General features: G+C 50.2%; 21 protein-coding genes. 14 read left to right on the top strand and 7 right to left on the bottom strand.

Annotated elements, in window-relative coordinates; genetic code table 11:
* Nucleotides 1-132 precede the first annotated feature (132 nt).
* Complete coding sequence (locus tag ACGHTT_RS19150) at nucleotides 133-471, top strand: P-II family nitrogen regulator (protein ID WP_253358268.1); 339 nt, start codon at nucleotides 133-135, stop codon at nucleotides 469-471.
* Here ACGHTT_RS19150 and ACGHTT_RS19145 read toward each other — a convergent pair.
* A complete protein-coding gene (locus ACGHTT_RS19145) occupies nucleotides 468-1169 on the bottom strand; it encodes a DUF523 domain-containing protein (protein ID WP_390592611.1) in 702 nt (233 codons plus the stop codon). The genes ACGHTT_RS19150 and ACGHTT_RS19145 overlap by 4 nt on opposite strands.
* Nucleotides 1170-1600: 431 nt before the next feature.
* Here ACGHTT_RS19145 and ACGHTT_RS19140 point away from each other — a divergent pair, with 431 nt between their 5' ends.
* Nucleotides 1601-1957 (top strand): hypothetical protein, encoded by a 357-nt coding sequence (locus ACGHTT_RS19140; protein WP_390592610.1) that lies wholly within the window; start codon nucleotides 1601-1603, stop codon nucleotides 1955-1957.
* A gap of 52 nt (nucleotides 1958-2009) precedes the next feature.
* Here the strand turns inward: ACGHTT_RS19140 and ACGHTT_RS19135 are convergent, their stop codons facing one another.
* Entirely contained in the window at nucleotides 2010-4331 is a 2322-nt protein-coding gene (locus tag ACGHTT_RS19135) for a Tex family protein (RefSeq protein ID WP_390592609.1), read from the bottom strand.
* Nucleotides 4332-4557: 226 nt separating this feature from the next.
* On the opposite strand from ACGHTT_RS19135, the gene ACGHTT_RS19130 reads away from it, so the two are divergent.
* From ACGHTT_RS19130 to ACGHTT_RS19115, 4 genes are all read left to right on the top strand, one after another.
* Nucleotides 4558-5718, top strand: a complete 1161-nt coding sequence (locus tag ACGHTT_RS19130; protein ID WP_390592608.1) for an efflux RND transporter periplasmic adaptor subunit — start codon at nucleotides 4558-4560, stop codon at nucleotides 5716-5718.
* A gap of 1 nt (nucleotide 5719) precedes the next feature.
* Nucleotides 5720-8830: an efflux RND transporter permease subunit gene (locus tag ACGHTT_RS19125; RefSeq protein ID WP_390592607.1), complete on the top strand. Its 3111-nt coding sequence runs from the start codon at nucleotides 5720-5722 to the stop codon at nucleotides 8828-8830.
* Between the two features lie 135 nt (nucleotides 8831-8965).
* Nucleotides 8966-9658, top strand: a complete 693-nt coding sequence (locus ACGHTT_RS19120) for a substrate-binding periplasmic protein (protein ID WP_390592606.1) — start codon at nucleotides 8966-8968, stop codon at nucleotides 9656-9658.
* 44 nt (nucleotides 9659-9702) lie between these two features.
* Nucleotides 9703-10569, top strand: coding sequence for a DMT family transporter (locus ACGHTT_RS19115; RefSeq protein ID WP_390592604.1), 867 nt, complete (start codon nucleotides 9703-9705; stop codon nucleotides 10567-10569).
* Between the two features lie 5 nt (nucleotides 10570-10574).
* Here the strand turns inward: ACGHTT_RS19115 and ACGHTT_RS19110 are convergent, their stop codons facing one another.
* Both ACGHTT_RS19110 and cysQ read right to left on the bottom strand, forming a co-directional pair.
* Nucleotides 10575-10790, bottom strand: coding sequence for a hypothetical protein (locus tag ACGHTT_RS19110; protein WP_390592603.1), 216 nt, complete (start codon nucleotides 10788-10790; stop codon nucleotides 10575-10577).
* A gap of 141 nt (nucleotides 10791-10931) precedes the next feature.
* Entirely contained in the window at nucleotides 10932-11774 is an 843-nt protein-coding gene (cysQ, locus tag ACGHTT_RS19105) for a 3'(2'),5'-bisphosphate nucleotidase CysQ (RefSeq protein WP_390592602.1), read from the bottom strand.
* Nucleotides 11775-12499: 725 nt separating this feature from the next.
* On the opposite strand from cysQ, the gene yrfG reads away from it, so the two are divergent.
* From yrfG to ACGHTT_RS19075, 6 genes are all read left to right on the top strand, one after another.
* Entirely contained in the window at nucleotides 12500-13189 is a 690-nt protein-coding gene (yrfG, locus tag ACGHTT_RS19100; RefSeq protein WP_390592601.1) for a GMP/IMP nucleotidase, read from the top strand.
* Entirely contained in the window at nucleotides 13182-13571 is a 390-nt protein-coding gene (locus tag ACGHTT_RS19095; RefSeq protein ID WP_390592600.1) for an RNA-binding S4 domain-containing protein, read from the top strand. The genes yrfG and ACGHTT_RS19095 overlap by 8 nt, the downstream gene beginning before the upstream one ends.
* A gap of 72 nt (nucleotides 13572-13643) precedes the next feature.
* Complete coding sequence (gene hslO, locus ACGHTT_RS19090) at nucleotides 13644-14555, top strand: Hsp33 family molecular chaperone HslO (RefSeq protein ID WP_390592599.1); 912 nt, start codon at nucleotides 13644-13646, stop codon at nucleotides 14553-14555.
* Nucleotides 14556-14850: 295 nt separating this feature from the next.
* Nucleotides 14851-16404, top strand: coding sequence for a phosphoenolpyruvate carboxykinase (locus ACGHTT_RS19085; protein ID WP_390592598.1), 1554 nt, complete (start codon nucleotides 14851-14853; stop codon nucleotides 16402-16404).
* 214 nt (nucleotides 16405-16618) lie between these two features.
* Nucleotides 16619-18943 (top strand): M48 family metallopeptidase, encoded by a 2325-nt coding sequence (locus ACGHTT_RS19080; RefSeq protein ID WP_390592597.1) that lies wholly within the window; start codon nucleotides 16619-16621, stop codon nucleotides 18941-18943.
* Nucleotides 18944-19158: 215 nt separating this feature from the next.
* On the top strand, nucleotides 19159-20646 hold the full coding sequence (locus ACGHTT_RS19075) for a S10 family peptidase (RefSeq protein ID WP_390592596.1): 1488 nt from the start codon (nucleotides 19159-19161) through the stop codon (nucleotides 20644-20646).
* 54 nt (nucleotides 20647-20700) lie between these two features.
* On the opposite strand, the gene ACGHTT_RS19070 is transcribed toward ACGHTT_RS19075, so the two are convergent.
* Together ACGHTT_RS19070 and ACGHTT_RS19065 are read right to left on the bottom strand one after the other, a co-directional pair.
* Nucleotides 20701-21450 carry a hypothetical protein gene (locus tag ACGHTT_RS19070; protein WP_390592595.1) on the bottom strand — a complete coding sequence of 250 codons (750 nt, stop codon included), beginning with the start codon at nucleotides 21448-21450 and terminating at the stop codon, nucleotides 20701-20703.
* A gap of 172 nt (nucleotides 21451-21622) precedes the next feature.
* Complete coding sequence (locus tag ACGHTT_RS19065) at nucleotides 21623-22084, bottom strand: FAD-binding oxidoreductase (protein ID WP_390592594.1); 462 nt, start codon at nucleotides 22082-22084, stop codon at nucleotides 21623-21625.
* Between the two features lie 72 nt (nucleotides 22085-22156).
* On the opposite strand from ACGHTT_RS19065, the gene ACGHTT_RS19060 reads away from it, so the two are divergent.
* Entirely contained in the window at nucleotides 22157-23569 is a 1413-nt protein-coding gene (locus ACGHTT_RS19060) for a flavin monoamine oxidase family protein (RefSeq protein ID WP_390592592.1), read from the top strand.
* A 2-nt stretch (nucleotides 23570-23571) separates the two neighbouring features.
* Nucleotides 23572-24543: a C69 family dipeptidase gene (locus ACGHTT_RS19055; protein ID WP_390592591.1), complete on the top strand. Its 972-nt coding sequence runs from the start codon at nucleotides 23572-23574 to the stop codon at nucleotides 24541-24543.
* A 25-nt stretch (nucleotides 24544-24568) separates the two neighbouring features.
* On the opposite strand, the gene ACGHTT_RS19050 is transcribed toward ACGHTT_RS19055, so the two are convergent.
* Complete coding sequence (locus ACGHTT_RS19050; RefSeq protein ID WP_390592590.1) at nucleotides 24569-24976, bottom strand: PEP-CTERM sorting domain-containing protein; 408 nt, start codon at nucleotides 24974-24976, stop codon at nucleotides 24569-24571.
* Nucleotides 24977-25105 lie beyond the last annotated feature (129 nt).

The raw sequence follows: 25105 nt of genomic DNA, 5'->3' as shown, positions 1-25105 counted from the left end.
CCTCCTAATAGCCGGATTTTTTTTGCACCAAATTTGAGCAGGGAGCAAATTTATGTCACTAGCGGGTGATTTTGTAATCCCGAGCGTGTAATGTTTCGCCACTCCACTGATGGCAAGAATAAGGAATACCACATGAAGTTGATCACAGCAGTCATCAAACCTTTCAAGCTAGACGATGTGCGCACGGCGCTATCAGAAGTTGGTGTGCAGGGTATGACAGTGACAGAAGTTAAAGGCTTCGGCCGGCAGAAGGGCCACACGGAGCTCTATCGCGGTGCCGAATACGTCGTTGATTTTTTACCGAAAGTGAAACTCGAGCTAGCCGTCGACGACGGCATGGTAGAGCAAGCGGTTGAAGCGATTACCAAGGCCGCACACACTGGGAAAATAGGCGACGGTAAAATTTTTATCACGCCGCTAGAAGAAATTATTCGTATTCGCACCGGTGAAACCGGCGCTGAAGCCGTTTAATTCTTACCGCGCCCTATAAAAGGCAGGGGCTCTAAATAGTGGAGCTCCGCTGATTCCCCGCTTAACTCCCGCACGACTTCTTGTAGACCTAATGCTGGCAACTGATGCAAGGCATTGGCCTTGCGCAAATAGACCAACCAATCCTCGCGTAACAGATTGAGCTTGAGGGCCAGTGCCAGCTGGCATAGGCGCACAAAGTACACACAGCTTTCAGCGTCGTGCAGCTGTTCTTCAGACACTAGCAATAAATGCGTTTGATGCTTGCGTAGCTGCTGTACAAAGAGGCCGTCGCCTAGTGCCAAGATAGTGCCATCAGGGTTGAAGAGAGGGCTGGATTCAATGCCGCAACTGGGTGAGCGCGCCTTGAGAATAGCGGCTACGGCTGTTTGCGTGGTTGCATGTGTCGCTAGGCGTTGGCTAGTGCTAAGTAAGCTGTTTGCTAAAGCGGCGCCGGAGGATGCGAGTGCAATGATCTCGGAGTCGCCCATCTGCTGTCGTCGAATGGCCGGTCTAGGTACACCCATACCCGCCGCGACCTCAGGGCAGAGAGCGGCTGTGGTTATATGGGGTAACAGGTGTTGCGCAATGGCTGGATGTTGCTTGTGCGCACCATCGTAGCGTACTGGGTCGCCCAGCAGGCATTGACTGACCAATAGGACTGGTTTGGGTAAGTGGATGGCAGGAAGCTTGACAGTCATTAATAGGGCTTTCAGGGGCTGGTGTTTAAATTTACCATTAAATTAATGGATAAATAGTGAAAAAGTGCTGAACTATTTTCCCCTTTGGCCGATTTGAACTATATGTATTAGCACTGGATGGATTGTTTCTGTAAGGGGAACACCAGTGAGTCTTTGATTTGAACTGCAACGCAAAAGTTGCACATTTTTTGCCTTTGAATTTAATCCAAAGGGCCTGCGTTTGAAAATCAGCGGTTTTCGAATGGCTTCTGGGGTCTACGGTTACCCCAAGTAACACACAGATAGTGTGGTGACGAAAATCAGAAATAAATTTTACGTTGGCACTTGCAGAATCGGATCAAAGACATTAAAAATCGCACATGGCAGGGTTTCGGGTTAAAACCAGAGTCGGCTGCCATGAGAACAGTTTCAACCGTTGTTAGGTGATGCATATGGCTACCAAAAAACCCAAAAAATCTTCTGCTGTGATCGATGAACCAGAAGAAGCCGTTGAAGTCGGTGTAGAAGCCGTCGACGATTCTGATGATGAAGAAAGCTCGGATTATTCCGCGTCTTCAGATTTCGATAGCGATACTGACTCTGACGACGATGGCCCCAGCGCTGCGGCAACTTCCGATGACCATTTAGTGGACTATTCCGTTAAGTCGCGGGAAATGGCTCGACAAACGCTCAACGATCAAATTGCAGAGTTTTTAGCCCGAGGCGGTCAGATCAACCACATTGATAATAATGTCACGGCTGATCCACCGCGCAAGCCAACCAGCAATTATGGTTCGCGACCCATCTGATTGTCGTAAATAAAAAACCCACCGTAAGGTGGGTTTTTTATTTGCGAATGACTTATAAACGCTTGTTTTTATTCTTGGCTTGGGCAAATAAGGCCGCCATGGTGCCCTGCGCCGCGGGTTGTGCAGCCGGCGCTGAACGCGTTTGCTGTTGTCTTGCCGAGGGTTTACGACCGCCGTTGCCTGCGCCAGTCACTTTTTCGCCGGGCTGATCGTCCATGCGCATGGATAAGCCAATGCGCTTGCGCGGAATGTCCACCTCCATGACTTTTACTTTGACGATGTCACCGGCTTTCACGACTTCGCGCGGATCTTTGACAAAGGTATTGGAGAGTGCGGAGATATGTACGAGACCGTCTTGGTGCACGCCGATATCGATAAATGCGCCGAAGTTGGTCACGTTGGTGACCGTGCCCTCGAGCATCATGCCCGGCTCTAAGTCCTTTAACTCTTCCACGCCGTCGGTAAATTGTGCGGTCTTAAACTCCGGCCGTGGGTCGCGCCCGGGTTTGTCGAGTTCCTTGAGAATATCGGTAATGGTGGGTAAACCGAACTTTTCGTCGACGAAGTCTTTGGCGTTAACCGAGCGAAGAAAATGGGTGTCGCCGATAATCCCTTTTAAATTGCGGCTCTGACTGCCCGCGATGCGCTCCACCACGGCATAGGTTTCCGGGTGAACACCGGAGCTATCCAAGGGGTTCTCGCCATCGCGGATTCGCAAGAAGCCAGCGGCTTGTTCGAAGGTTTTTTCGCCCAGACGGGGTACTTTCTTGAGTTGGTCGCGGCTAACGAAGGCGCCATTGGCATCGCGAAATTCTACGATGTTGTTGGCGAGTGTTTGGTTCAAACCCGACACCCGTGCCAGTAGCGCGCTGGACGCGGTGTTTACTTCAACGCCCACGGCGTTTACACAGTCTTCCACCACGGCATCGAGCGAGCGCGCGAGTTGCACTTGCGATACATCGTGTTGGTATTGACCCACGCCGATCGATTTCGGGTCGAGTTTTACCAGTTCAGCCAGTGGATCTTGGAGTCGGCGAGCGATGGAAATGGCGCCGCGAATAGTGACGTCTAAATCGGGGAATTCCTTCGCGGCAAACTCGGAGGCGGAGTAAATTGACGCACCGGCTTCGTTAACAATCACTTTTTGCGCCTGAATATCTTTGTGGGCTTTTAACACATCGCCAACAAACTTATCAGTTTCGCGCGAGGCCGTACCGTTGCCGATAGCAATTAAACCGACGTTATATTTTTTACACAAAGCTACCAGCATCATCTCGGCTTCGCGAATACGGTTTTGCGGTGGCGTTGGAAACATGGCGCCGTGATCCAGTACTTTACCGGTGGCGTCGACCACCGCTACTTTTACGCCGGTGCGTAGGCCCGGGTCTAAACCAATAGTGGCTTTTTGGCCCGCTGGTGCGGCCAGCAATAAATCTTTTAAGTTGGAGGCAAATACCTGAATGGCGCCCTCTTCCGCGCGCTCGCGCACTTCGCTAAACAGATCGGTTTCTAAATGAGTTAACAATTTCACCCGCCAGGTCCAACGCACACACTCGGCCAGCCATTTGTCGGCGCTGCGGCCTACATCTTTGACCTGCCAGAATTCCGCCACCATGGGTTCGCAAGGGTGTGAAAGACGGTTGGCCTCTTCATCGCCCACGGTCATGGACAGATTGAGAACGCCTTCATTGCGGCCGCGGAATAATGCGAGGGCGCGGTGCGATGGAATATCTTTTAGCGATTCCGAGTGCTCGAAGTAATCGCGGAATTTGGCGCCCTCCTGCTCCTTGCCTTCGACTAGCTTGGCGGTGATGGAGGCTTCAGCTTTGAGGAAGTCGCGTAGTTTTCCTAACAGTTGAGCATCTTCAGAGAATTTCTCCATGAGAATTTGCTTGGCGCCATCGAGCGCTGCTTTAGCGTCATCGATCTTGTGCTCGGGGTTGAGGAACTTGGCAGCTTCAGTCTCAGGGTCTAGTGTTGGGTCTGACAGTAAACCTTCCGCCAGCGGCTCGAGACCGGCTTCCTTGGCAATCATGGCCTTGGTGCGGCGCTTGGGTTTGTAGGGCAGGTATAGATCTTCGAGCACGGTTTTGGTATCGGCGGAGAGGATTTGCTTGGCCAGCTCGTCGGTCAGTTTATCCTGCTCTTCGATGCTTTTCAGAATCGCGGCGCGTCTATCTTCGAGCTCGCGCAGGTAGCGCAGGCGGTCTTCCAGGTTGCGCATTTGAGTATCATCGAGGCCGCCGGTAACTTCTTTGCGGTAGCGGGAAATAAAGGGCACAGTGGCGCCTTCGTCGAGCAAGGCCACCGCCGCTGTTACTTGCGCTTCATTTACCGACAGTTCTTCTGCAATACGCAGGGAGATGCTCTTCATGCTTACCTCAATCAATCGCGTTTAGCTTAGGTGCTCGATGGCACTTGGTGGCGGCATTATGCGCAAATCACTCACTAAAAACAGTCTTGTATTTGCATTGAGTTTGTGGCGGTCGACAGAGGTCACAGATAGTGTTGATCTGGTGTGTGTCAATTTACGTAAAGTCATGACCGCTAAGCGCTAACAATGCCTACAATTCGGTCACAAATTCCCGCTAGGACCTCGTATGTCACTGATTAAACGCATACCCCTTTGGTTAATTATTGTGCTGCTTGGGGCGATAATTGCGCTGTTGTTACATTTACTGAAGCCCACGCCTAAGCCCAAACCAGCGCCAGCGCCAAGCGTGGCACAGGTCAAGGTGGTACAAGCCAATCCCACGGCTTTAGCGCTACCGGTGTTTACGCAGGGCACAGTGGCACCGCGACGGGAGATAGATCTCGTCGCGGAAGTGGCTGGGAAAATTGTGACTGTAGCGCCGAATTTCGTCTCAGGTGCGTTTTTTACCCCGTCGGATATTTTAGTCAACATCGACAGCGCCAATTACGTATTGGCAGAAATACGTGCGGCGGCAAAAGTTGCCGATGCGCAGCAGCTATTGGCGTCAGAGAAAGGTCGGGCGCTGCAGGCTAAGCGCGAATGGCGCGACCTGGGTAACGAAGATGCCAATCAACTGTTTTTACGGGTGCCTCAACTCGCGGCCGCCGAGGCAACGGTTAATTCAGCGCAAGCCGACTTGGCGCAAACTCAGCTCGATATCGCGCGCACCAAGCTAGTAGCGCCCTTTTCCGGTCGCATTCGCGAGACCTACGTTAATCTCGGTCAATACGTATCGCCCGGTAGCAAAATAGCGCGCATTTTTGATAGCGAAGTGGTCGAAGTGCGTTTGCCTATTACCGATGCGCAAGCCGCCCTCCTGGATTTAACCTTAGGTTTTCGTGCGGGCTCTAAACGCGGGCCAAACGTTGAATTGACTGGCACTGTGGCGGGGAGAGATCTGAGTTGGCTGGGGCGAATAACGCGAACCGAAGCGAGTCTAGATACCAAAACCCGCATGTATCATGCCATTGCAGAAGTGGTAATAAGTGAGTTGCCAGCAGACACAATTGCACCGGTAGTGGGCTTGTTTGTACACGCTAAGATCGACGGGCGCAGCATCGAAGATGTTATCAAATTACCGCGTTCAGCTTTGTACAAAAGCGATCTGCTGCTGGCATTGGATGAGAACAACCGAGTCGTGCAGCTCAACGCAAAAGTGCTATCGAAAACCAGTGCATACGTTTGGCTTCAAGCTGATCTATTGCCCGGCGCTTGGGTGGTGACAGAGCGGCAGGGTTATTTACAACCCGGTGTGCAGGTCGAACCGCTGGTGCAGGGCGAGTTTTAGTATGAATAAAATTATTCAGTGGTTTGTTGAAAACCCTATTGCCGCCAACTTGTTAATGATTCTAATTCTGTTGTGCGGCGCGCTTAGTATCGCGAAAACAGATAAAGAGGTGTTTCCTGGTGCACTTGCCAATAGCATTGAAATCAACGTTCTCTACCCTGGTGCCGGGCCGAGAGAAGTCGAAGAACAGATTTGTATTCGCATTGAAGAAGCCCTAGCGTCGCTGGATGGGATAAAAGAAATTACCAGTAAGGCGGTGCAAAATTCTGGCACCGTGATTGTAGAAATCACCAGCGGCTACGACACCCAGCGGTTGTTGAATAACGTTAAGACTAAAGTGGACAGCATAACCACTTTCCCTGTGGATGCAGAGCGGCCGCAAATACGCGAGCGCTTGTTTCAAAGTGAGTTGATGAGCATCGCGCTTTATGGCGATGTAGATGAGCGCGCGCTTAAGGAAACCGCGCAGTGGGTGCGCGATGAAATATCTTTGTTGCCCAGCGTAACTATTGTCGAGGTGGACGGAACTCGTAGCGATGAAATGGCGGTAGAGTTGAAAGAGACAACGTTGCGTAATTACAACTTAACGTTTGAACAAGTTGTCTCGGCCATTAAGGCGTCATCACTCAATTTACCGGCTGGTGTGATTAAAAGTAGCCAAGGCGATGTGCAAATACAGACCCGCGGGCAGGCTTATGATGAGTCAGATTTTGGCGCTATCGCCGTTGCTGTACAAGGCGATGGCTCTAAACTGCTCCTTAGCGATATTGCCACGATTACAGATGGCTTTACGGAAGTGGATGTGGTCGCTAGGTTTCAAGGCAAGCCAGCGGCGTTTATCGAACTCTATGTCACGGAAAATCCCAATGTCTTGGCGACGGCAGAGGTGGTGGCAGCGTATTTGGCTGAGGTTAAACACCGTTTGCCTGCCGGTGTGAATATCGAAATCAGCCGCGACTGGTCGAAAACGTTTATCGGTCGTTTAAACCTATTGACCAGCAATGCCATTAGCGGCTTGATGTTGGTTTTTGTTGTGCTTATGTTGTTTTTGCGGCCGGCCTTGGCGCTCTGGGTTTGCGCAGGTATATCGGTCGCTTTTGCCGGCGCTATGTGGTTGCTGCCAATGTTTGGCGTTAGCTTTAATATGCTATCGCTGTTTGCGTTTTTATTAATACTGGGCATTGTGGTAGACGATGCCATTATCGTTGGCGAAAGTATTTATACCTCGCAGCAGCATGGTCTACAGGGCAATGCAGCAGCCGCTGGCGGCGCTAAACAGGTGGCCGGTCCGGTTTTTTTCGCTGTTGTATCAACCATGATTTTCTTTGTGCCCATGTTATTTGTGCCTAATGCATTGGGCGACATTGTCTATCCGATACCGGTTATCGTGATTGCCTGTTTGGCATTTTCATTGATCGAATCAATGTTTATCTTACCAAGTCACCTAGCGCATTTGAAACCGGAAACAGAAAGTCGCTTTACTGCCATGAAAAAGCTAAATAAGCTTCGCGGCAATCTGTCCGAGCGGATGACGTCTTTTGCTCGAGATAAATATCAGCCATTTATTGAGCGATGTTTGCTAAATACTTCTGTGCCTATCGCCGTTTTTTTGGCGCTTTTTTTAATAGTGATGTCAATTTATAGCAGTGGCTGGATTAAACAATCGTTCATGCCCCAAGTGCCGAGTGATTTCATACGGGCCAACGTGGTTCTGGAGGAGGGCTTACCTTTTTCTCACGCAAAATCAACTCTGGCGAAAATCGAGGCTGCGGCTGAGCAGCTTAAACAAGATGCCGGCCTAATCGCCGCTAATAATGGCGATGCTAATTTCATTCGCTCAGTTGAAGCGTGGACAACCGTAACGCAAGTGCGTGTGCGGCTAGCGCTAGAAGATGCTGAAAATCGCACGGTTAGCTCTCCTTTAGTGGCGGCTCGTTGGCGGGAGTTAATTGGCTCGATAGATAAGGCGCAAGATTTTGACGTGGGTTTCACGATCAATTCGCGTGATAAAGCCATTCGATTGCGGGTGGCCATTAATGAAAATGATTTGGATCGTCAACAACAGGCGCTGGATGCGGTTAAGCAAGCGTTAGCACAGTATCCTGGTGTTATCGAGGTGAAAGATAGTCTGCAAACGGCGCGCAATGAATTGGAACTCTCGCTGCTGCCAAATGCGGAATTGCTGGGCCTAAGTTTGCAAGAGGTCGCGCGACAAGTGCGGCAAGGTTTCTACGGCGATGAAGCACAGCGTATTCCACGTGGTAAAGAAGATGTGCGGGTGATGGTGCGCTATGTGCGCGAAGAGCGTGAAAGTACAGATAATCTCGGTAATGTTCGCATTCGCACGGCAGAGCAACACGAGGTGCCGTTGGAAACGGTTGCGCAAATTGATTTCGTTAAAGGTTTTAATGAAATTAATCGTATTGATCGGCAGCGGTCAAACGCCGTGACGGCAGAGCTGGATGGCGATAGTAGCGCTGAAGCCTTTGCTATTGTCGAAGACTTAATGCAGCGTAACGGCGACACCTGGCGTAAAACCTATTCCGGTTTTAGCTTAACCGTTGATGGCGATTTGAAAGCGCAAAATGAATTTCTATCGGAATTGGTGCGTGATTTTTTTATCTCGCTGCTCGTCATTTATGCATTAATGGCGATTGCTTTTAGGTCCTATGGTCAGCCCTTGTTGGTGATGTCCGCCATTCCTTTTGGCTTTATGGGCGCGGTGCTAGGCCATCTATTAATGGGTCGTGAAATCAGTATGTTATCTATGTTGGGGTTTTTAGCTTGCGCCGGTGTGGTGGTAAATGACAACTTGGTTTTGATTGATCGGATTAACCAGTTGCGCAAGCAAGGTTACGAGGTTGCCAAAGCCGTGGCGCAGGCAGGGCAAGATAGGTTCAGAGCTATTGTCCTGACCTCGGTAACAACTTTTGTGGGCTTAGTGCCAATTATGGCGGAGACCAGCGTGCAAGCGCGCTTCCTCATCCCTATGGTGATTTCGCTAGCGTTTGGTGTTTTGTTGGCCTCAGCCGTGACCTTAATTTTGGTGCCAAATCTCTATTTCGCTGGGCATAAATTGAAGGCTTGGTTTAGAGGGTTGATGTTTACTTGATCAGCCGGCTGATCTGGGTGAAAAGTATGTCTGCTAAATACCCACACCTTAGTCATTTGTGCTATTTTGATGGTTCATTTCAGTATTTGTCATCTAATGCGAAAAATAGTATTCATTTGGCTTTTTTGCGTCCTTTTGGGTGCCCATGCTTCTGCTCAAGCGTTGCTAGAGGGTCGCTTTGTTGCGCCTCGTATTCCCTTGCATTTGGAGTTGGATCAGTCGGGCTTCTTGATCGCTATGCACCAGTGGATTATGGATAGAGCGGATGTTCAATCTGAATTGGCGGTGGTGCCCGGTGGGCGCGCGACAGCGATGTTCGAAGCTGAAAAAGTCGATGGGCTTTATCCATCTTGGATTTCAGCAACATATAAAGCCAATTCACTTTATACTGAACCATTCATGCAGGTAAATCATTTCATCTATTCGAAACCTAACTCGGTTGTGTATTCGACGTTATCGGATTTAAAAGGCCGACGGCTTGGGCTGATTCAACACTATCAATTGCAGTTGGATTTTGCGGCGCAAGAAGATTTATTGATTGCCTATGCTAGAAATAGTCAGATGCTGATAACGCTGCTTTTAAGTGGTCGAGTGGACGCGATCATTTTGAGTGATATTGAAGTGAATGCCATGCAAAAGGCGATGAAATTAGCTCCGTTGAGCGTCGATCCATCCGCTGTTGTTGTCGCTAAATATCTGGGTTATGTGTTCCACAATACTGCTAAAGGTAGGCTCTTACACCAGCGCGTTAATACGGCTATTTTTGACGCACAAAGCTCTGGTGCCTTGCAAACCTATTTACAAAAAGCCGTGCAGGGTTTTCATTAATTTTTTGGTTTCTATTCAGGGCGCTCACTATTTTTTCATCTAACTTGCAGCGCGCCATTGCTCTTTCCCTCTTAACATCTTTTGTGGCCAGCCTAGTCGCTGCCGGATCGAAACTGGCTGCGCAGTATGTCTCAGTTCATGTGGTGGTGTTTAGTCAGTATTTAGTTGGTTTTTGTTTGTATTTGCCCCTGCTGATGAAACGAGGCACGGGTGCTTTTCAAACCCAGCGATTTGGATTGCATTGCCTGCGCGGCTTGGCGGGTTTAGGTGCATTCTATGCCTATTATTCGGCTATCTTGCATGTGTCCTTGGTGGACGCCACGTTATTGCGCAATAGCGCGCCTTTGCTGGTGCCTCTATTGGCCTTGTGGTTTTTAGGTATTCGCGTGCCGACTAAGCGTTGGTGGCCCTTGGCTATTGGCTTTGTTGGCGTTCTGGTGATTCTGCGGCCTGTGCCTGAGAACCTTAGTATTTGGCATTTGGTGGGTTTTGCCGCCGCATGGATGATGGCCGCATCGATGATTACCACGCGCTTGTTGACCAAAACGGAATCTAACGCCACGGTGTTGCTTTATTATTTTACCATCGCACTTCTAGTTAGTGCGCCGATGGCAATCTATAGCGTGACCAATGCACCCTTGTGGGTTTGGTTATTGTTGTTAGCACTGGGTTTAGGTTTGGCCTTAGCCCTTTGGTTGTATACCTTAGCCTACCGAGCCGTCAAGCCAAGTGTGTTATCACCGGTGTCCTATATGAGCGTGGTTTTTGCCGGCGCCTGGGGTTGGCTCTTTTGGCAGGAGCTACCCAGTGCGTGGAGCTATCTAGGTACCGGTTTGGTAGTGATCAGTGCGTGTGTCATCTTGTGGTTTGGCGATGATGATACCCCGGTGAGCCCGAGGCCACCGGCGTAGGGTGTTCAGCGCTCGGGCGGCAAAGACTTTAAGACATTTTGCCGGCAGGCGATCATTTCTTTATAGGTTTGCAGCATTGAAAAATCCACCGGGCCGCTCTTCATGCGCAGCGCGTCTAGCTGGCGTTCGAAACCGGTTATTTCTTTGATGAGCTTTTCTTTTAGTCTGCTGGTGCGGTTGTAGCCTACGCCGATATGGCACTCATGCTTTTGTCGGGACATAAATTAGCTTCCTTAGAGAGATCACAAATTGATCTGCTACAGAACAAGCATAGTTAAACGCGCGCCAATGGCGTCACTTTATCCAGACTATTCGGTTATTTACATAGAGGATATTTGACATCAAATGACTCTAAGCTGCCCTTAGAGGATGTTTTGCCAGTGGTAACTGGTATCGCCTATGACATAGAAGAACGGGTTTAAGATATCGGATTTTTGGTTGTAGCGAAGGATTTTAAAGTCGGTATCGACAACCACCCCCCCGGCCGCTTCGACGATGGCTTGCGCCGCAGCGGTATCCCATTCGCTCGTGGGTGCGAACCGCGGGTAGAGATCGGCTAGCCCCTCAGCGACCAAGCATAACTTCAAGGACGAGCCCATGTTGCGGGTTTGCACCGGTTTACCCGTGACCTTTTCGAGCTTTTCCATCAGCTGGTCAACCGCTTTTGCACCGTGGTTGCGGCTGGCGACCAAGGCGATGGGCAGGCCGGCTTTTAGCGCCGTATTCACTTGCCGACAATGAATGGCTGTGGGGCCTGAACCGGTATCTTTAAAAGCGCCGGTGAGAGGGTTGCCCATGTACATTAAATCTTTGCAGGGTACATAAACCACGCCTAATACTGGCGCACCATCGTCGATCAATGCGATGTTGACAGTGAACTCGCCATTGCGGTTAATGAACTCTTTGGTGCCATCAAGAGGGTCTATGAGCCAGTAGCGGTGCCAACTGCCGCGCACGTCATAACTGGGTAGCTGGGATTCTTCAGACAGCACTGGAACACCCTCTAACAAGTGGGCTAGGCCCTTGGCGAGTATGTGGTGTGCTGCTAGATCCGCTTCTGTAAGCGGGGAGCTATCGGCCTTGCGTGTGACATCCAGTGATTCACTGCGTTGGTATACCTCCATAATGGCCGCACCCGCAGCGCGAGCCAGCTGTTTTAATTGTGGCTCTAAAGCGAGGAAATGTTCTTTTGTTAGCGGCTGCAAAATAAGGGCTCCCGTGATGTTGCGCTATTCTAACTCAATTAAGCACATCAACTAGGGTAGATGATGGTGAGCCAATGATTTGCAAAATTTGGGTAATGTAAAAATATCTGGGTGTCATTTTTACTACAATGGTACAAGCGGTGGTTTTCGCCGGCATCGCGTTTATTACCTATGACATACGCCACCAGTAGCAGGAAATACTGTGCAACATTTCCGAAGCGGCGCAAGTCACAGCCCAGCAGGTTTTCTGTACTGGGAATGAATTCCTATTGGTGCATCCAGTGGTGATGCCAGCCGCAAACACCCGATTATTTGCTCGCTATTGGAAGTTTTAAGCCGCTGCCAAAAAGTGTTACATGGGTGGCGTCAAGTTTATTGCCGACTCCTAGTGCGGCAAGACTAGGGGTATTTTTCCTGACCCCTTTACTGCAGCATAAATTAACTAGGGGAGTGCAGTCATCGAGCCAGCGCCAGCCTAGGTATGGCAATGCCTGGTCGCTTTAATGCATCCACAGGTGGCGCCATTCAAAAGCAGATGTGGCGGTTTATAAGACCAAAGCGGCGGAGAAAAACACCGACCAAGGTCTACCAGGGTGAGTCGTGGTTAAGGAGTTTCGCTCAGGTTTTATTGGTGTTCGAGTTGAAAAATTTCGATTGAATCTCCGTAAGCTGATATATTGCGAAACCCTAATTTCATCTTTCGCCAGCAGATTAAAAGCGATTTTATGCACACAGTTAACCTAGATTGGAACGCCATCGATACCGTTTTATTGGATATGGACGGTACCCTGCTCGATCTGCACTTTGATAATTATTTTTGGTTGACCCACCTGCCCTTGCGCTACGCCGCTATTCACAATGTGTCGGAGGCTGACGCGCGTGAATATCTGATGTCGTGTATTAAAGATCAGGAAGGTACGTTGAATTGGTATTGTTTGGAGTACTGGTCAAAAACGCTGAAGCTGGACGTGCGTGCGTTAAAAGATGAAATAAAACATAAAATTCAAGTGCGGCCACACGTGGCGGCGTTTTTACAGTTGTTAAAGGCTGCCAAGAAGAAGGTCATTTTAATTACCAATGCCCACCCACAGAGCTTATCGCTGAAATTAGAAGTTACGGCGCTAGATAAGTGGTTGGATATTATTATCTCAAGTCATGAGTTTAAGGAGCCGAAAGAGGCACAAGCGTTTTGGTACGAGTTAGTAAGAAAAGAAAAATTTAAGCCGCAAAAAGCGCTCTTTATCGACGACACCGTGCGTATATTAGATTCTGCCAGAACCTTCGGTATTGGCCACTTACTCTGCATTCATCAACCCGACAGCCAAACCCATAGACGCATCGATGCCTATCCATCAATTGACCACTTCGATGAATTATTTACGGGATTAAACGCCGCGGGAGCAAGTGGTGGATAAGTTGCGCTTAGACAAATGGCTGTGGGCGGCGCGTTTTTTTAAGACCCGCAGCTTAGCCAAGGCTGCTGTTGAGGGCGGCAAAGTAAAGGTCGATGGCGACAGACCCAAGGTTAGTAAAGACATATCTGTGGGTATGATGCTGACCATTCGACGTGGTTTTGACGAGCAAGAGGTGGCGGTGATCGCGCTATCGGATCAGCGTCGAGGCGCGCCTGAGGCGGCGCTCTTGTACCAAGAGACGGAGGCTAGCTTGAAGTTGCGCAGCGAGGATGCCGCCTTGCGCAAGGCCAACGCGGGAGAAATTCACACAGAGGGTCGACCAAACAAGAAGCAACGCCGGCAAATTCACCGTTTCGTGCGTAAAGTTGTGGATGAAGGCTAATAAGTCTTCATTGGGTGCCTATACTGAGTTGACGGGGTTAAAATAGCCTTTTTCGCTTAGTGGTCTTTTCCCATGTCAGAGATACCTGTTACCGCTGAATCCAAAGCCAATGACTCTATCGCCCGCTTCCTCTTTGAGCAAAGCGATATCCGTGGCGAGGTGGTTACCCTTACCGATAGTTACGCCCAGGTGTTGGCGAATAACGCACTCCCTGCAACCTTGCATAATTTACTCGGTGAATTCTTAGCCGCCGCCGCACTGCTGTCGTCAACCCTTAAGTTTGAGGGTGTGATTACGCTGCAGGCTCAGGGCGATGGGCCGGTGCCTTTGATCATGGCCGAATGCAATCACCATAAAGGCCTGCGCGGCATCGTTCGTCCGCCTGAAACGGGTGAATATCAACTCAGTGCTGACACCAGCCTGCAGGGCATTTTGGGTAAGGGTGTGCTGGCCATTACGATCGATCCGGATAAAGGCGAGCGCTACCAAGGCATAGTGCCCTTAGAGGCGCCGACGCTGGCCGGTTGCCTAGAGGCTTATTTTGCCCAATCCGAACAATTGCCGACCCGCCTGTGGCTGATGGCCGATGGCAAGCGCGCGGGTGGGTTGTTTCTCCAGGCATTGCCAAAGCAGTTGGTTGCCGATGAAGCGGAAAATGCTGATCAATGGCAAACAGTGGTGACCTTGGCAAGCACTGTAAAGCCTGATGAATTGCTTTATCTTGATCATTCACAGAAGCTATATCTACTATTCAATGAATTCAGCATTAGGCTGTTCGATCCAGCGCAATTACAGTTCGATTGCACCTGTTCCGAGAGCAGGAGTTTGCATGCACTGGCCCAGCTTGGGCGCGATGAGCTAGAAGAAATACTTACAGATCAAGGGCATATAACCATTGATTGCCAGTTCTGTAACCAGCAGTATCGTTTTGAACAGGGCCAAATTGATAGTTTATTTGAAGGGCAAGAGCCAACCTTGCATTGATCTTACCAAACTATCGTTTGGTTATTCTTGATCCAAACACTATCGCTCCGGTGAATGTTCTCTGGCATAATGCGCGACCTTAGAGATACAGCAAGACATAAAGACGTTGGGCGCTCGCCCAACATCACTAAAACTCAGGCACGGACCTGAGGCTATCCTGAATATAGGTACCACCCCATATTCAGGAAAAGCGGCTACAGACCGCACCTGTGGGACGCCTATTGTTGGCCTAACCGGCAAACGGAGTGGGCGGCCATAAATAGTTAACGCAATCACGCTGACAGGACGAGAGAAAATGACCCAAGCTACTGCGACCGTATACGCGGATCTCAGCTCAGCGCAGCTTATTGAAGAAGCGCTGAAGCGCGGCGAAGGCCGCCTAACCAACACAGGTGCTCTACTGGCCGTAACCGGTGCCCGCACCGGCCGCTCGCCTGCGGATCGCTTTATTGTTAAAGAGCCCAGCACCGAGGCGTCGATAGACTGGGGCAACGTAAATCGCCCGTTCGACGCAGCGAAATTTGATGCACTCTGGTCACGCGTTGAAGCCTATTTGGCGGATAAAGATCGCTTCGTTTCTAGCTTGCACGTGGCCGAAGATGAAAATCATTATCTGCCCGTTAAGGTCACTACAGAAACGGCCTGGCATAACCTGTTTGCCCACAATATGTTTATTCGTACCAAAGCCTATAACCCGAAGGGCAAGGCTGAATGGACTATTTTGCACGCGGCCAATTTTGAGTGCGACCCAGCGCGCGACGGCACCAATTCAGAAGGTATCGTGTGCATTAACTTCGCCCAGCGCAAAGTGCTTTTGGCGGGTATGAAGTATGCCGGTGAAATGAAAAAATCAATGTTCTCGGTGCAGAACTTTCTGCTGCCAGGGGCTGGCGTTATGCCTATGCACTGCTCTGCCAACGTTGGTAGAGATGGCGATACTTGCCTGTTCTTTGGTTTGTCTGGCACCGGTAAAACCACCCTATCTGCCGATCCAGAGCGCTACTTAATTGGCGATGACGAGCACGGATGGGCCAAGGGCGCCGTGTTCAATATGGAAGGTGGTTGCTACGCGAAAACGATCGACCTGTCGCAAAAAAATGAGCCTGTGATCTGGGATGCCATCCGCTTTGGTGCCATTGTGGAAAACGTGGTGGTGAGCGAAGAAGAGCGCTTGGCAGATTACTGTGACACCAGCTTGAGCGAGAATGGTCGCTGCTCCTACCCGCTCGAGCACGTTGAATTGCGGGTTGAAGAAAACCGCGCCGGCGAGCCGAAAAACGTTATCTTCTTAACTTGTGATGTGACCGGTGTTTTACCACCTGTTTCAATCTTGTCAAAAGAAGCGGCAGCCTATCACTTCTTATCTGGCTACACCGCCCGTGTAGGGTCGACCGAGCTAGGTGCAGAAGCGGGTATTAATCCAACCTTCTCCACCTGTTTCGGCGCGCCGTTCATGCCACGCCCTGCACGCGAATACGCTGAACTGTTGATGCAGCGCATCGAAGAGTTTGGCGCTAAAGTTTACCTGGTCAACACCGGCTGGACTGGCGGTGCTGGCGGTGCCAATGGCACAGGTAAGCGCTTCCCTATTCCTGTTACCCGCGCAGTCGTAGCAGCGATTCAGAACGGCTCACTCGAAGGTGCTGAAACCGAGCATTTGGCAGCGGTTAATTTGGATATTCCAGTGGCGATTGCCGGCGTGGATGCCAAGTACTTAAACCCGCGCAAGGCGTGGAATAACGAAGCAGCCTATGACGAGCAAGCGGCGAAATTGGCAGGCTTGTTTGCAAAAAATATCACGAAGTTCAAGGTATCAGCCGACGTAGAAGCGGCCGGCCCTCAGGCTTAATCGGCTGGGCAACCAGCAAAAAATGGTGCAACAAACGAGGCGACCTTAGGGTCGCCTTTTTTGTGGCTTAAAAATGAGTCTAGCGTCGATAGCCCTGTCATAGACTGCGTTTACCACTCAGCACAGTGATGACTGGCGCGAGTTTATAAAATGTCGTTAAATTAACAGCACGTTAAAAACTACCCAAGATTGGAATTGACAAGGATGTGACGCTATGACTGAACCATTACTGTACCCTGCCGGCCCAGAATGCGTACCAGAGAATCTCACCAAAGCGAAACCTAGCTACAAGCGCCAAGTATGGTTGGCCATGGCTGGTTTGATGGTATTTATGTGCGCTTACATTGCGCTTATGGTTTGTTTTGGATTGATTACTTACAAGGGCTTTATCGGGTTAAGTGATCAGGGCTTCGATCTATTTAAGCTTATTATTACCCCCTGCGCCGGCATATTGACATTGTTCATGGCCAAGTCGTTGTTCGCTGTGCGCCGCAGTGGCGATCCGCGGGGTATGGAGGTCAGTGCTGAAAACCAGCCCGAACTGTACCGATTTATCCATACCCTGGCCGATGAAATTGGTGCGCCTAGGCCGCATCGGGTGTTTTTAACACCAGAGGTAAATGCCGCCGTTTTCTACGATCTATCGTTGTTGAATCTGTTATTTCCTTCAAAGAAAAACCTGATCATCGGTATGGGGCTGGTGAACGTTTTGTCCTTTGGCGAGCTAAAGGCGGTGTTGGCACATGAATTTGGCCATTTTGCCCAGCGCTCCATGATGGTGGGTCGCTGGGTTTATATTGCTCAACAAATCATTGGTCATATGGTGGCCACCCGCGATTGGCTCGATAGTATCGTGCGTTTTATTGGGCGCATTGATCTGCGCATCGCGTGGATAGGGTGGTTGTTATCACTGGTGATTTGGTCGATTCGCGCGGTGGTAGATAGTTTGTTTGGCTTGGTGATTATGGCCGAGCGCGCGTTGAGCCGAGAGATGGAATTTAATGCTGATTTAGTGGCTGTTTCCGTCACCGGTAGCGATGCCTTGATCAATGCGTTATATAAATTGCAGGCTGCCGATCACGGTTGGCAAACGGCACTACAAGTGGCGGAAAATGAAGCCCGCTCTGGCAAGCGCTTAACGGATCTTTTTACCGCCCAGCGGGTTGCTATGGAAGCCATGCGCAAAGTTTTAGATGACGAAGGCTATGGTGTCACACCACGTTTGCCTGAGGGCCAAGAGCAGGCATTACACCGCGTATTTAGCGAGGCGACGGCGAAGCCGCCGGAAATGTGGGCAACCCATCCAGCCAATCGGGATCGCGAGGACAACGCCAAATATCAATATGTCGCCTCTGCCATTGATGAACGCACCGCGTGGGTTGTGTTCGAAAACCCAGCGGCAATTCGAACCCAAATTAGCGAAGGTTTTTACACTCCAGATAAGCGCGACGAAATGGAAGCTATAGCCGCGAAAGACGCCGTGATGAAGCGCTTTTCCCATACCTCGCTTGAGCCTGAATATCGCGGTAATTATCTGAGCCGCTCGCCCATGCGCAACTTTGCCTCAGTCCAGGATATTTTGGCTACGGGCGAATTGGCGGCGACGGCGACAGAATCCTTAGCCAAGCTTTACCCGCTCGAGTTAAAGGCGCAGTTGAGTGAGGTGCGCAGCTTAACGTCGGAAATGGCTACGCTTAAAGCGTTGCAACGTGGTGATTTAAAGCCCTCGGGCGGTGTTATTCGCCATCGTGGCGAAGAGTTGAAAAAAGCCGATATCCCAGAGGCACTGGAGCAATTGGCGCAGGAACTAGAAGATGCCAATGGTCAATTAAAAGTTCATGATGCCCTCTGTAGACGTGCGCATTTACAAGCCGCAGAGGCTATTTCCAGTGATTGCCACGACTATCTTCTGGGATTGCTCAAAGCATTGCATTGCGTTGAGCACCTAGAAGCTGTCGTTCAAGACGAGCAGGCACTGCTTACCAATACATGGTTGGTGATAACGGCCGATGGTCAAATTGGTTATTTTGAAAAGCGCAGAATGATTCGCGTGGCGACTAAGGTTCAAGCCGTCATGCGCGACGTGTCTGCGGCATTAATTCATGTTGAGTTATCTAGCGCCATACATGAAAAACTGGGTATTGAAGATTGGAAAACGCAATGTCCAGCGTTTACATTGGTGGATGTAACCAAGGGTAATTGGGGCGAGTGGTGTCCTGCCGCGAGTGAACAAATGTCGACCATTGCTGGGTTGTTGGGTTATTTAAATGATCTGATTTTGAATGAGCTAATTGTGACTGAGCGCGCGGTGGCGGCTATTACCGCAGAAACCGAGGTTGCTGCGCCCTTCCCCGAGGCAGGCAAGGTGCCTGAAGCTTATCCGGTATTGCTACCAGGGCAAGAAAATGTGCTGCAGCGTAAATTGGATTTGTGGAATCGATTTCAGCTTGCGCACGGGTTCATGCCGTCCTTGGCTCGCCTACTCGTCGCGGGCGCGATAGTGGGCGGTACCATTTATGGTGGGCTCATCGTGCTCTAGCGCACCATCGGTTATGGTACAGAGAGGGGCGCTTAGACGCCCTTTTCTATTTAGGGTACTTATGAATTGTTGGGCAGTCGAATAGTCAGGACAGACAAGGCGCGTTGGTCTTTATTGAAGCATCTCAGCTAACACTCGTCTAACAATGAAGCGTTATTTTTCCTGCGTCAAATTACCTTGAGCTTACATTTACGTTGCACAGAAAGGATATATCCATGATTAAGACAATAATTGCACTATTGCTTATGTGCCTAGCATTTAATGCGTGGCCTGAGGATGACAAAAAGGAACCTGTCGATCTCTTTCCCGAAGAGGTGCAAAAGGTCACCGAGCATAAGGTGACTGTCGCCGGTAAAACGATTAGCTACCAAGCCACGGCGGGCATTTCCTTCGTCTACAACGATGCGCACGAAAAAATTGGATCGGTTTACTACACTGCTTACGTCAAAAAAGGTGAGAAGCCGGGTTCTCGCCCAATTACCTTTGCGTATAACGGTGGCCCAGGCTCAGCCTCAGTCTGGCTGCATATGGGTACATTGGGCCCTAAGCGCGTGGTGTTTGGCGAAGAGGGCTTTCCAACGCCGCCACCTTATAAAGTCATCGATAACGAATACTCCATTTTAGATAAAACCGATTTAGTGTTTATTGATCCCGTCGGTACCGGCTACTCCCGTGTGGGTGGTGAAGGTAAGGATGAAGATTTTCACGGTGTCTGGGAAGATATCAAAAGCGTTTCTGAATTTATTCGACTTTATATGACGCGCAATGAGCGCTGGAGTTCGCCTAAATATTTGATTGGTGAAAGTTACGGCACGCTGCGCTCGGCAGGTATAGCTCATCACATGAGCGAAAAAATGGGTGTGTATTTTAATGGCGTCATGCTCATTTCCAACGTGCTAAATTACGCCATCGAAAATGACCCTAACGATCCCACTCAGGTCATGTCGCCCTTAACGCTGTTGCCTGCGTACACGGCTACTGCTTGGTATCACAACAAGCTCAACGGTGAACTACAAAAGGATTTGGTAAAAACCGTGCAGCTGGCGCGGGAATTTGCCCTAGGCGAATACGCACAAGTGTTAATGCAGGGTGATTGGGCAACGCAAGCGCAAAAAGATCACGTCATTAAAAAACTGTCTGCATTTACTGGCTTGTCTGAGCAGTATGTGCGCGAGCAACACATGCGCATTAGTTTGAACGAGTTTGTGCATAATTTAATGCGCGAAGAAGGCAAAACGGTTGGTCGATTAGATAGCCGTTTCCTTACCGAAGAGTTGGATGCGCTGGATCAGCCCGGCTATCGCGATCCTTCCTACATGGCGATACATGGCCCTTATACCGCAGCCATTATGGATTACTTGCGTACAGATTTAAAATTTGAAAGTGACCTGACTTACCACATACTCGGTGGTGGTGTGAAATCTTGGAATTATGAGGACTTTGCTGAAGACATGTTCGATATGAGCAGAAAGTTGAGGCATGCGATGTTGCGCAATCCGGATATGCGGGTGTTTGTTGCCAATGGTTACTATGACCTAGCGACGCCGTTTTTTGCCACCGAGTTCAACTTCTCGCACATGGGTTTGCCAGCTTCACTGCAGGATAAGGTTACGATGGCTTACTATGAGTCGGGTCACATGATGTATATACGAAAACATGACCTGAAAAAACTAAAAATAGATTTGGCTGCATTCATTCAATAATTCATAGAGGCTCTGATGCAGTCTGCGCGCGAATCGCACACAGACTGCACGAAATTACTGCTTAAAGTCTTGCGTTTCATAATAGATATTTCTTTCCACCATGATTGATATGGCGTTGTCATCTGCAATAAATTCGTGCGCTTGCTGGGTGGGAAATCTCAATTCTGGCCCTTTGCGCTTGGCGTTGTACTGTAGTTCGCAAAGACCTTCGCAGTTCAGCGAGCTTTTAACTTTTGCGATATAGTCTTGATCCGGTGCATGGCTAATACGGTAAACGATAAAGGCGTTGTCACCCTGGCCTAGTTGCCAAAACTGAGCGTGCTTAGGTGCCGTTAGCTTGGCGTGCAATTGTTGGTAGATAATAGGCTTTTGCAGCGTGAGAACCACATTCGACAGCGCTTGCTTACCACCTCTTTCAAAATGCCCCATGTAAAAATCCGCCACAATTTCGGTTTGAAAACTAACCGCCTCAGGTGCTAGGTTAGCCAGCGGAAAAGCTTTAGGTGCGATGGTGATTAAGCCCGTGTAGTTGGCTCTCATTTTGTCGAAGCGACGTTTGGCATCCGAATCGCGGATTTCGACAGCGGCAATGATTTGGCGATCATGGGGTGGATGGTATAACCCGAGATGGGAGATGTAGAGTTGTTGGTTGCCAAAGAGCACCATGCCGTGCACGGCCGTGGTGTCCTGTTCCCTATGCTTCGCGTGGTCGGGTGAATTCACCGGTTTGGCAACCGCTGGACAGGCAAAGAGTAGGCCCGACAAGATGATGGATAGCGTTAAATACTGCCACTTACTTTGCATGTTTTACCTGTGAAATTTTGTTGAATATGAGCACTGGCGCATGATAACAAGCTGGCGTGGTATTTCCTGTGTTTCTGTGTAAACACCAACAAAAGGCAACAAGAACGCGCACCATGTAGCCTGTATATGCAAACGTTGCGAGGAGTGTCGCGAGTGCCAAGGTACATTTAGCCTAAGGCATCTTAGGCATTTGTTTTAGCGCTTGCTGTAGATATGTGGGTAGTGGGACGTCTTTAGGCCAGCCTTCTTTTATGTCACGTATTTCTGTCGAGCTTAGCGCTTGATAGCCCCTTGAGTAGGGCCAGCCATAGCCCCAGCGAAAAGTGGTCGGCCAAAACGGAGAGCCGCCAAGGTTGACCCCCGCGAGCATCAGCCAACTCAATGTGTTCTCGCCTTTGCTCGCGACGCAGCTGCGTAGCGCTTGATCGGCGCTGTTGCGTTGATCCAGTGTGCCGCCCGCCCAGTAAGCGGCGTCATGCGCTCGACAGCAATCCAGCCAAAGGTCCTGTTGCTGGATTGAGCCATTCGGAAACATGCTACAGCCGTCGCTGGTAAAAGGCAGCAGCTCGGCTGCCTGCGCGGGCAAGTAAAAAAACAGTAGTAGTATTAAGACGCGTCGATGTCGGTGGTGCATTCGCTGATAGGTGCCAGAACTGCTATATTTTTCCTATCAGGCCACAATACTGTCACCTAGGCAAGAATTCGCATGTCCAACACGTTCAATTCACCACAACCCTTATGCCACTACGATGTTGTTATTGTGGGTGCCGGTTTTTCAGGGCTACACGCCGCTCGCATCTTGGCGCGGAAATATTCAGTGCTGTTACTTGAAGCGAGCGCGCAAGTAGGTGGCCGGGTGCGCAATCACCAGTTTGCCAATGGCGATGTGGTGGATATCGGTGGTCAATGGATTGGGCCGGGCCAAGATCGCATGTATAAGCTGGCGCAAGAAACCCAGCGCAAGATCTTTCCGCTCTATAACCGCGGTGACAATCTTCTCTTTGTCGGCAAGCGAAAAATTCGCTACCAGGGCGCGATTCCGAAAATGAATGCGTTGGCATTAGCAGATCTTGGTCTCATGTTGAGGCGCTTCGAGCGCATGGCATTACAAATTGATCCGCAAAAACCTTGGGCTCATCCCAAAGCGCAAAAATGGGATTCCCAAACACTGCACAGTTGGATTGAAAGCAATGGCTTTACCAAAACGGCGCGCGAGGTGTTTAAAATCGGTATTGGCGCCGTTTTCGCGGGCGAGGCGAGAGACATGTCGTTGCTTCACGCGCTCTTCTACGCCGCTAGTGGCGAAAGCATGGAGCATCTTTTAAGTGTATCGGGAGGTGCTCAACAAGACCGAGTTCACGGCGGCACTTGGTCTATTTGTTCGGCAATGGCCGACGAATTGGGCGAAGGGTGCACGCTGAACGCGGTGGTGAGAAAGATTGAACAAACCGAAGACGGTGTGAGCCTGTGCTATGAACAGGAAGGCGCCATGATCTGCGTGTCAGCGCGAAAATTAATTCTGGCTATTGCACCTAATCAAATCAACAGAATTCAGGTTAGCCCACCTTTCCCTGCCTGGCGCGACCAACTGTTTCAGCGTATGCCCACCGGTAGCTGTATCAAATATGTAGCCCGTTACAATCAAGCTTTTTGGCGTGATGAGCAGCTATCGGGTCAAATTGCCAGCACCCAAGGCCCGGTTCATGTGGTGTTTGATAATGGTGAAAAAGGAAAAGATGCCGGTTTGTTGATGGGATTTGTCGACGGCGATACCGCCCGCACTTGGGATACAAAAACTGCCGACTGGCGCAAGCAGCAAGTGCTGCAGTGTTTTGTGCAATATTTTGGTGAGAAGGCCGCACAACCGGCCGAGTTTGTGGAAAAAAACTGGTCGGCAGAGCCGTTTATTCGCGGTTGTTACGCCGCCCATATGACACCCGGTGCCTGGACCAGTGGCGGTGAAAAATTGCGTAAACCAGAGGGCCATATCCATTGGGCAGGCACAGAAATGGCCACTGAATGGTATGGTTACATGGAAGGTGCGTTGCAGGCTGCTGAGCGCGCCAGTGCCGAAGTGCATTCATTGCTTAGCCGGCATTTAGAACGCGCAATAAAATAGTCGTGTGCGATACCTTCGCCTTTAAACACGAGCACAGCCTTTGGTTTGCGAAAAACTCTGATAGAGAGCCGGATGAACCGCAACGGGTGGAATATATCGCCCCGTGTCGAGATGACCAGACACCGTATTTATCGACCACTTATCTTCAAATTGAACAAGTTGCTCGGCGTCATGGCTACCTTATGGGGCGCACGATTTGGATGTGGGGCGCGGAGATGGGGGTTAACGATCAGGGTGTTGCCATCGGCAATGAAGCTATTTTTACGGCCACGGCAGCGACACAACCAACGGCGTTATTGGGCATGGATTTAGTGCGCCTAGGCTTAGAGCGGGCGGCCAGCGCTGACGAGGCGCTGAGTGTTATCACCGATCTGCTAAAGCGTTATGGCCAAGGAGGCCCAGCGGGCTATCGCAATAAAAAATTTCGTTACGACAATAGTTTTTTAATAGCGGATAAACAAACACTTTGGCAACTGGAAACCAGCGGTAGAGATTGGGTTAGTAAACAGTTTGATGTGGCCAGTATCAGCAATGCTCTTCAGTTAACAGGCCAGTATCACAACACGTCCACACCGAGCATTAAGCAAGAAGATTTTTCCCGGCGGCAGAGTTGGTTCATGCCTTTTATGGCAAAAGCGAAGGCGCGGCAAGCGTGCACCTATCAACAAGCACTGGCTTTGTCGCAAGCACAGACTGTTGAGCCTCAGCAGGTGATGGATGTATTGCGCAGCCACCGCGGCGAAAAACCCGCGAGCAATGCCGACGTGTGTATGCACGCTAAGGGATTTTTGCGCCCCACCGGTACGACTAATTCGATGGTGGCGAGATTAACAGCAAAGGGGCCGGAGGTTTGGTTTACCGGTACTTCTTTGGCTTGCGAAAGTAAGTTCATCTCAGCGCAATTTAGCGCTGCTAACGCCCAGTATTTTTCCGAGCAGCTATGGATTAGGCATCGGCAAGCGCTTAAGTCATGAATGCAATTCTACCAAGCCGCCCGACTTAGTCGGCCTTGGTTTGATTGCGCACTTTCTTGCGTTGATTGGCAAAGCGCACATGACGCGCCACTAAAACCAGCAATATACCTGCGCCAAATAATAATAGCGTGCTGGGTTCTGGCAGGGGCCAGCGGGTTTGCGTTTCTGGTTGCTGCCAATACTGACTGGGTGGCGGAGGTTGATGAGTCGGCGAGTTGAGGTGCGGCGCTTCTGCAGTAAAGTCGTTAGGCGTCAGAATAGGTAGCCAAAAAAGCGGCTTGGTCGATGTTCCATTGTTTGCGCTAGAGTCATCTACGAATTCGCCGAAGGGGTCCTGCGATATTATCGGCGCAGCAACGGCGTCATCCTCCGGGCCGACTACATCGGCGAGGGCAAGATAAGGTAGAAGCAGTATTAAAAGTAAATGGCGCACGAATAAGCCAAAAGCATTAGTTGATCGGTGAGATTAGCACTAAACATTGGCTCTGGCCACAGGCGCCGGCTAGGCCCTATCTATCTGGCGCCATGGGTTCGGATAGTGTTTATGCGGCTGCCCTGCTGT

The organism is Simiduia litorea, assembly GCF_042853465.1.
In the GTDB taxonomy this organism is placed as follows: Bacteria; Pseudomonadota; Gammaproteobacteria; order Pseudomonadales; family Cellvibrionaceae; genus Simiduia; species Simiduia litorea.
The sequence above is the reverse complement of the archived record's forward strand: the minus strand, read 5'-3'. Positions and strand labels throughout refer to the sequence as shown.

Coding starts and splice junctions, on each gene's coding strand:
- ACGHTT_RS19150 (WP_253358268.1), top strand. CDS start 133: ATGAAGTTGATCACAGCAGTCATCAAACCTTTCAAGCTAGACGATGTG.
- ACGHTT_RS19145 (WP_390592611.1), bottom strand. CDS start 1,169: ATGACTGTCAAGCTTCCTGCCATCCACTTACCCAAACCAGTCCTATTG.
- ACGHTT_RS19140 (WP_390592610.1), top strand. CDS start 1,601: ATGGCTACCAAAAAACCCAAAAAATCTTCTGCTGTGATCGATGAACCA.
- ACGHTT_RS19135 (WP_390592609.1), bottom strand. CDS start 4,331: ATGAAGAGCATCTCCCTGCGTATTGCAGAAGAACTGTCGGTAAATGAA.
- ACGHTT_RS19130 (WP_390592608.1), top strand. CDS start 4,558: ATGTCACTGATTAAACGCATACCCCTTTGGTTAATTATTGTGCTGCTT.
- ACGHTT_RS19125 (WP_390592607.1), top strand. CDS start 5,720: ATGAATAAAATTATTCAGTGGTTTGTTGAAAACCCTATTGCCGCCAAC.
- ACGHTT_RS19110 (WP_390592603.1), bottom strand. CDS start 10,790: ATGTCCCGACAAAAGCATGAGTGCCATATCGGCGTAGGCTACAACCGC.
- yrfG (WP_390592601.1), top strand. CDS start 12,500: ATGCACACAGTTAACCTAGATTGGAACGCCATCGATACCGTTTTATTG.
- hslO (WP_390592599.1), top strand. CDS start 13,644: ATGTCAGAGATACCTGTTACCGCTGAATCCAAAGCCAATGACTCTATC.
- ACGHTT_RS19085 (WP_390592598.1), top strand. CDS start 14,851: ATGACCCAAGCTACTGCGACCGTATACGCGGATCTCAGCTCAGCGCAG.
- ACGHTT_RS19080 (WP_390592597.1), top strand. CDS start 16,619: ATGACTGAACCATTACTGTACCCTGCCGGCCCAGAATGCGTACCAGAG.
- ACGHTT_RS19075 (WP_390592596.1), top strand. CDS start 19,159: ATGATTAAGACAATAATTGCACTATTGCTTATGTGCCTAGCATTTAAT.
- ACGHTT_RS19070 (WP_390592595.1), bottom strand. CDS start 21,450: ATGCAAAGTAAGTGGCAGTATTTAACGCTATCCATCATCTTGTCGGGC.
- ACGHTT_RS19065 (WP_390592594.1), bottom strand. CDS start 22,084: ATGCACCACCGACATCGACGCGTCTTAATACTACTACTGTTTTTTTAC.
- ACGHTT_RS19060 (WP_390592592.1), top strand. CDS start 22,157: ATGTCCAACACGTTCAATTCACCACAACCCTTATGCCACTACGATGTT.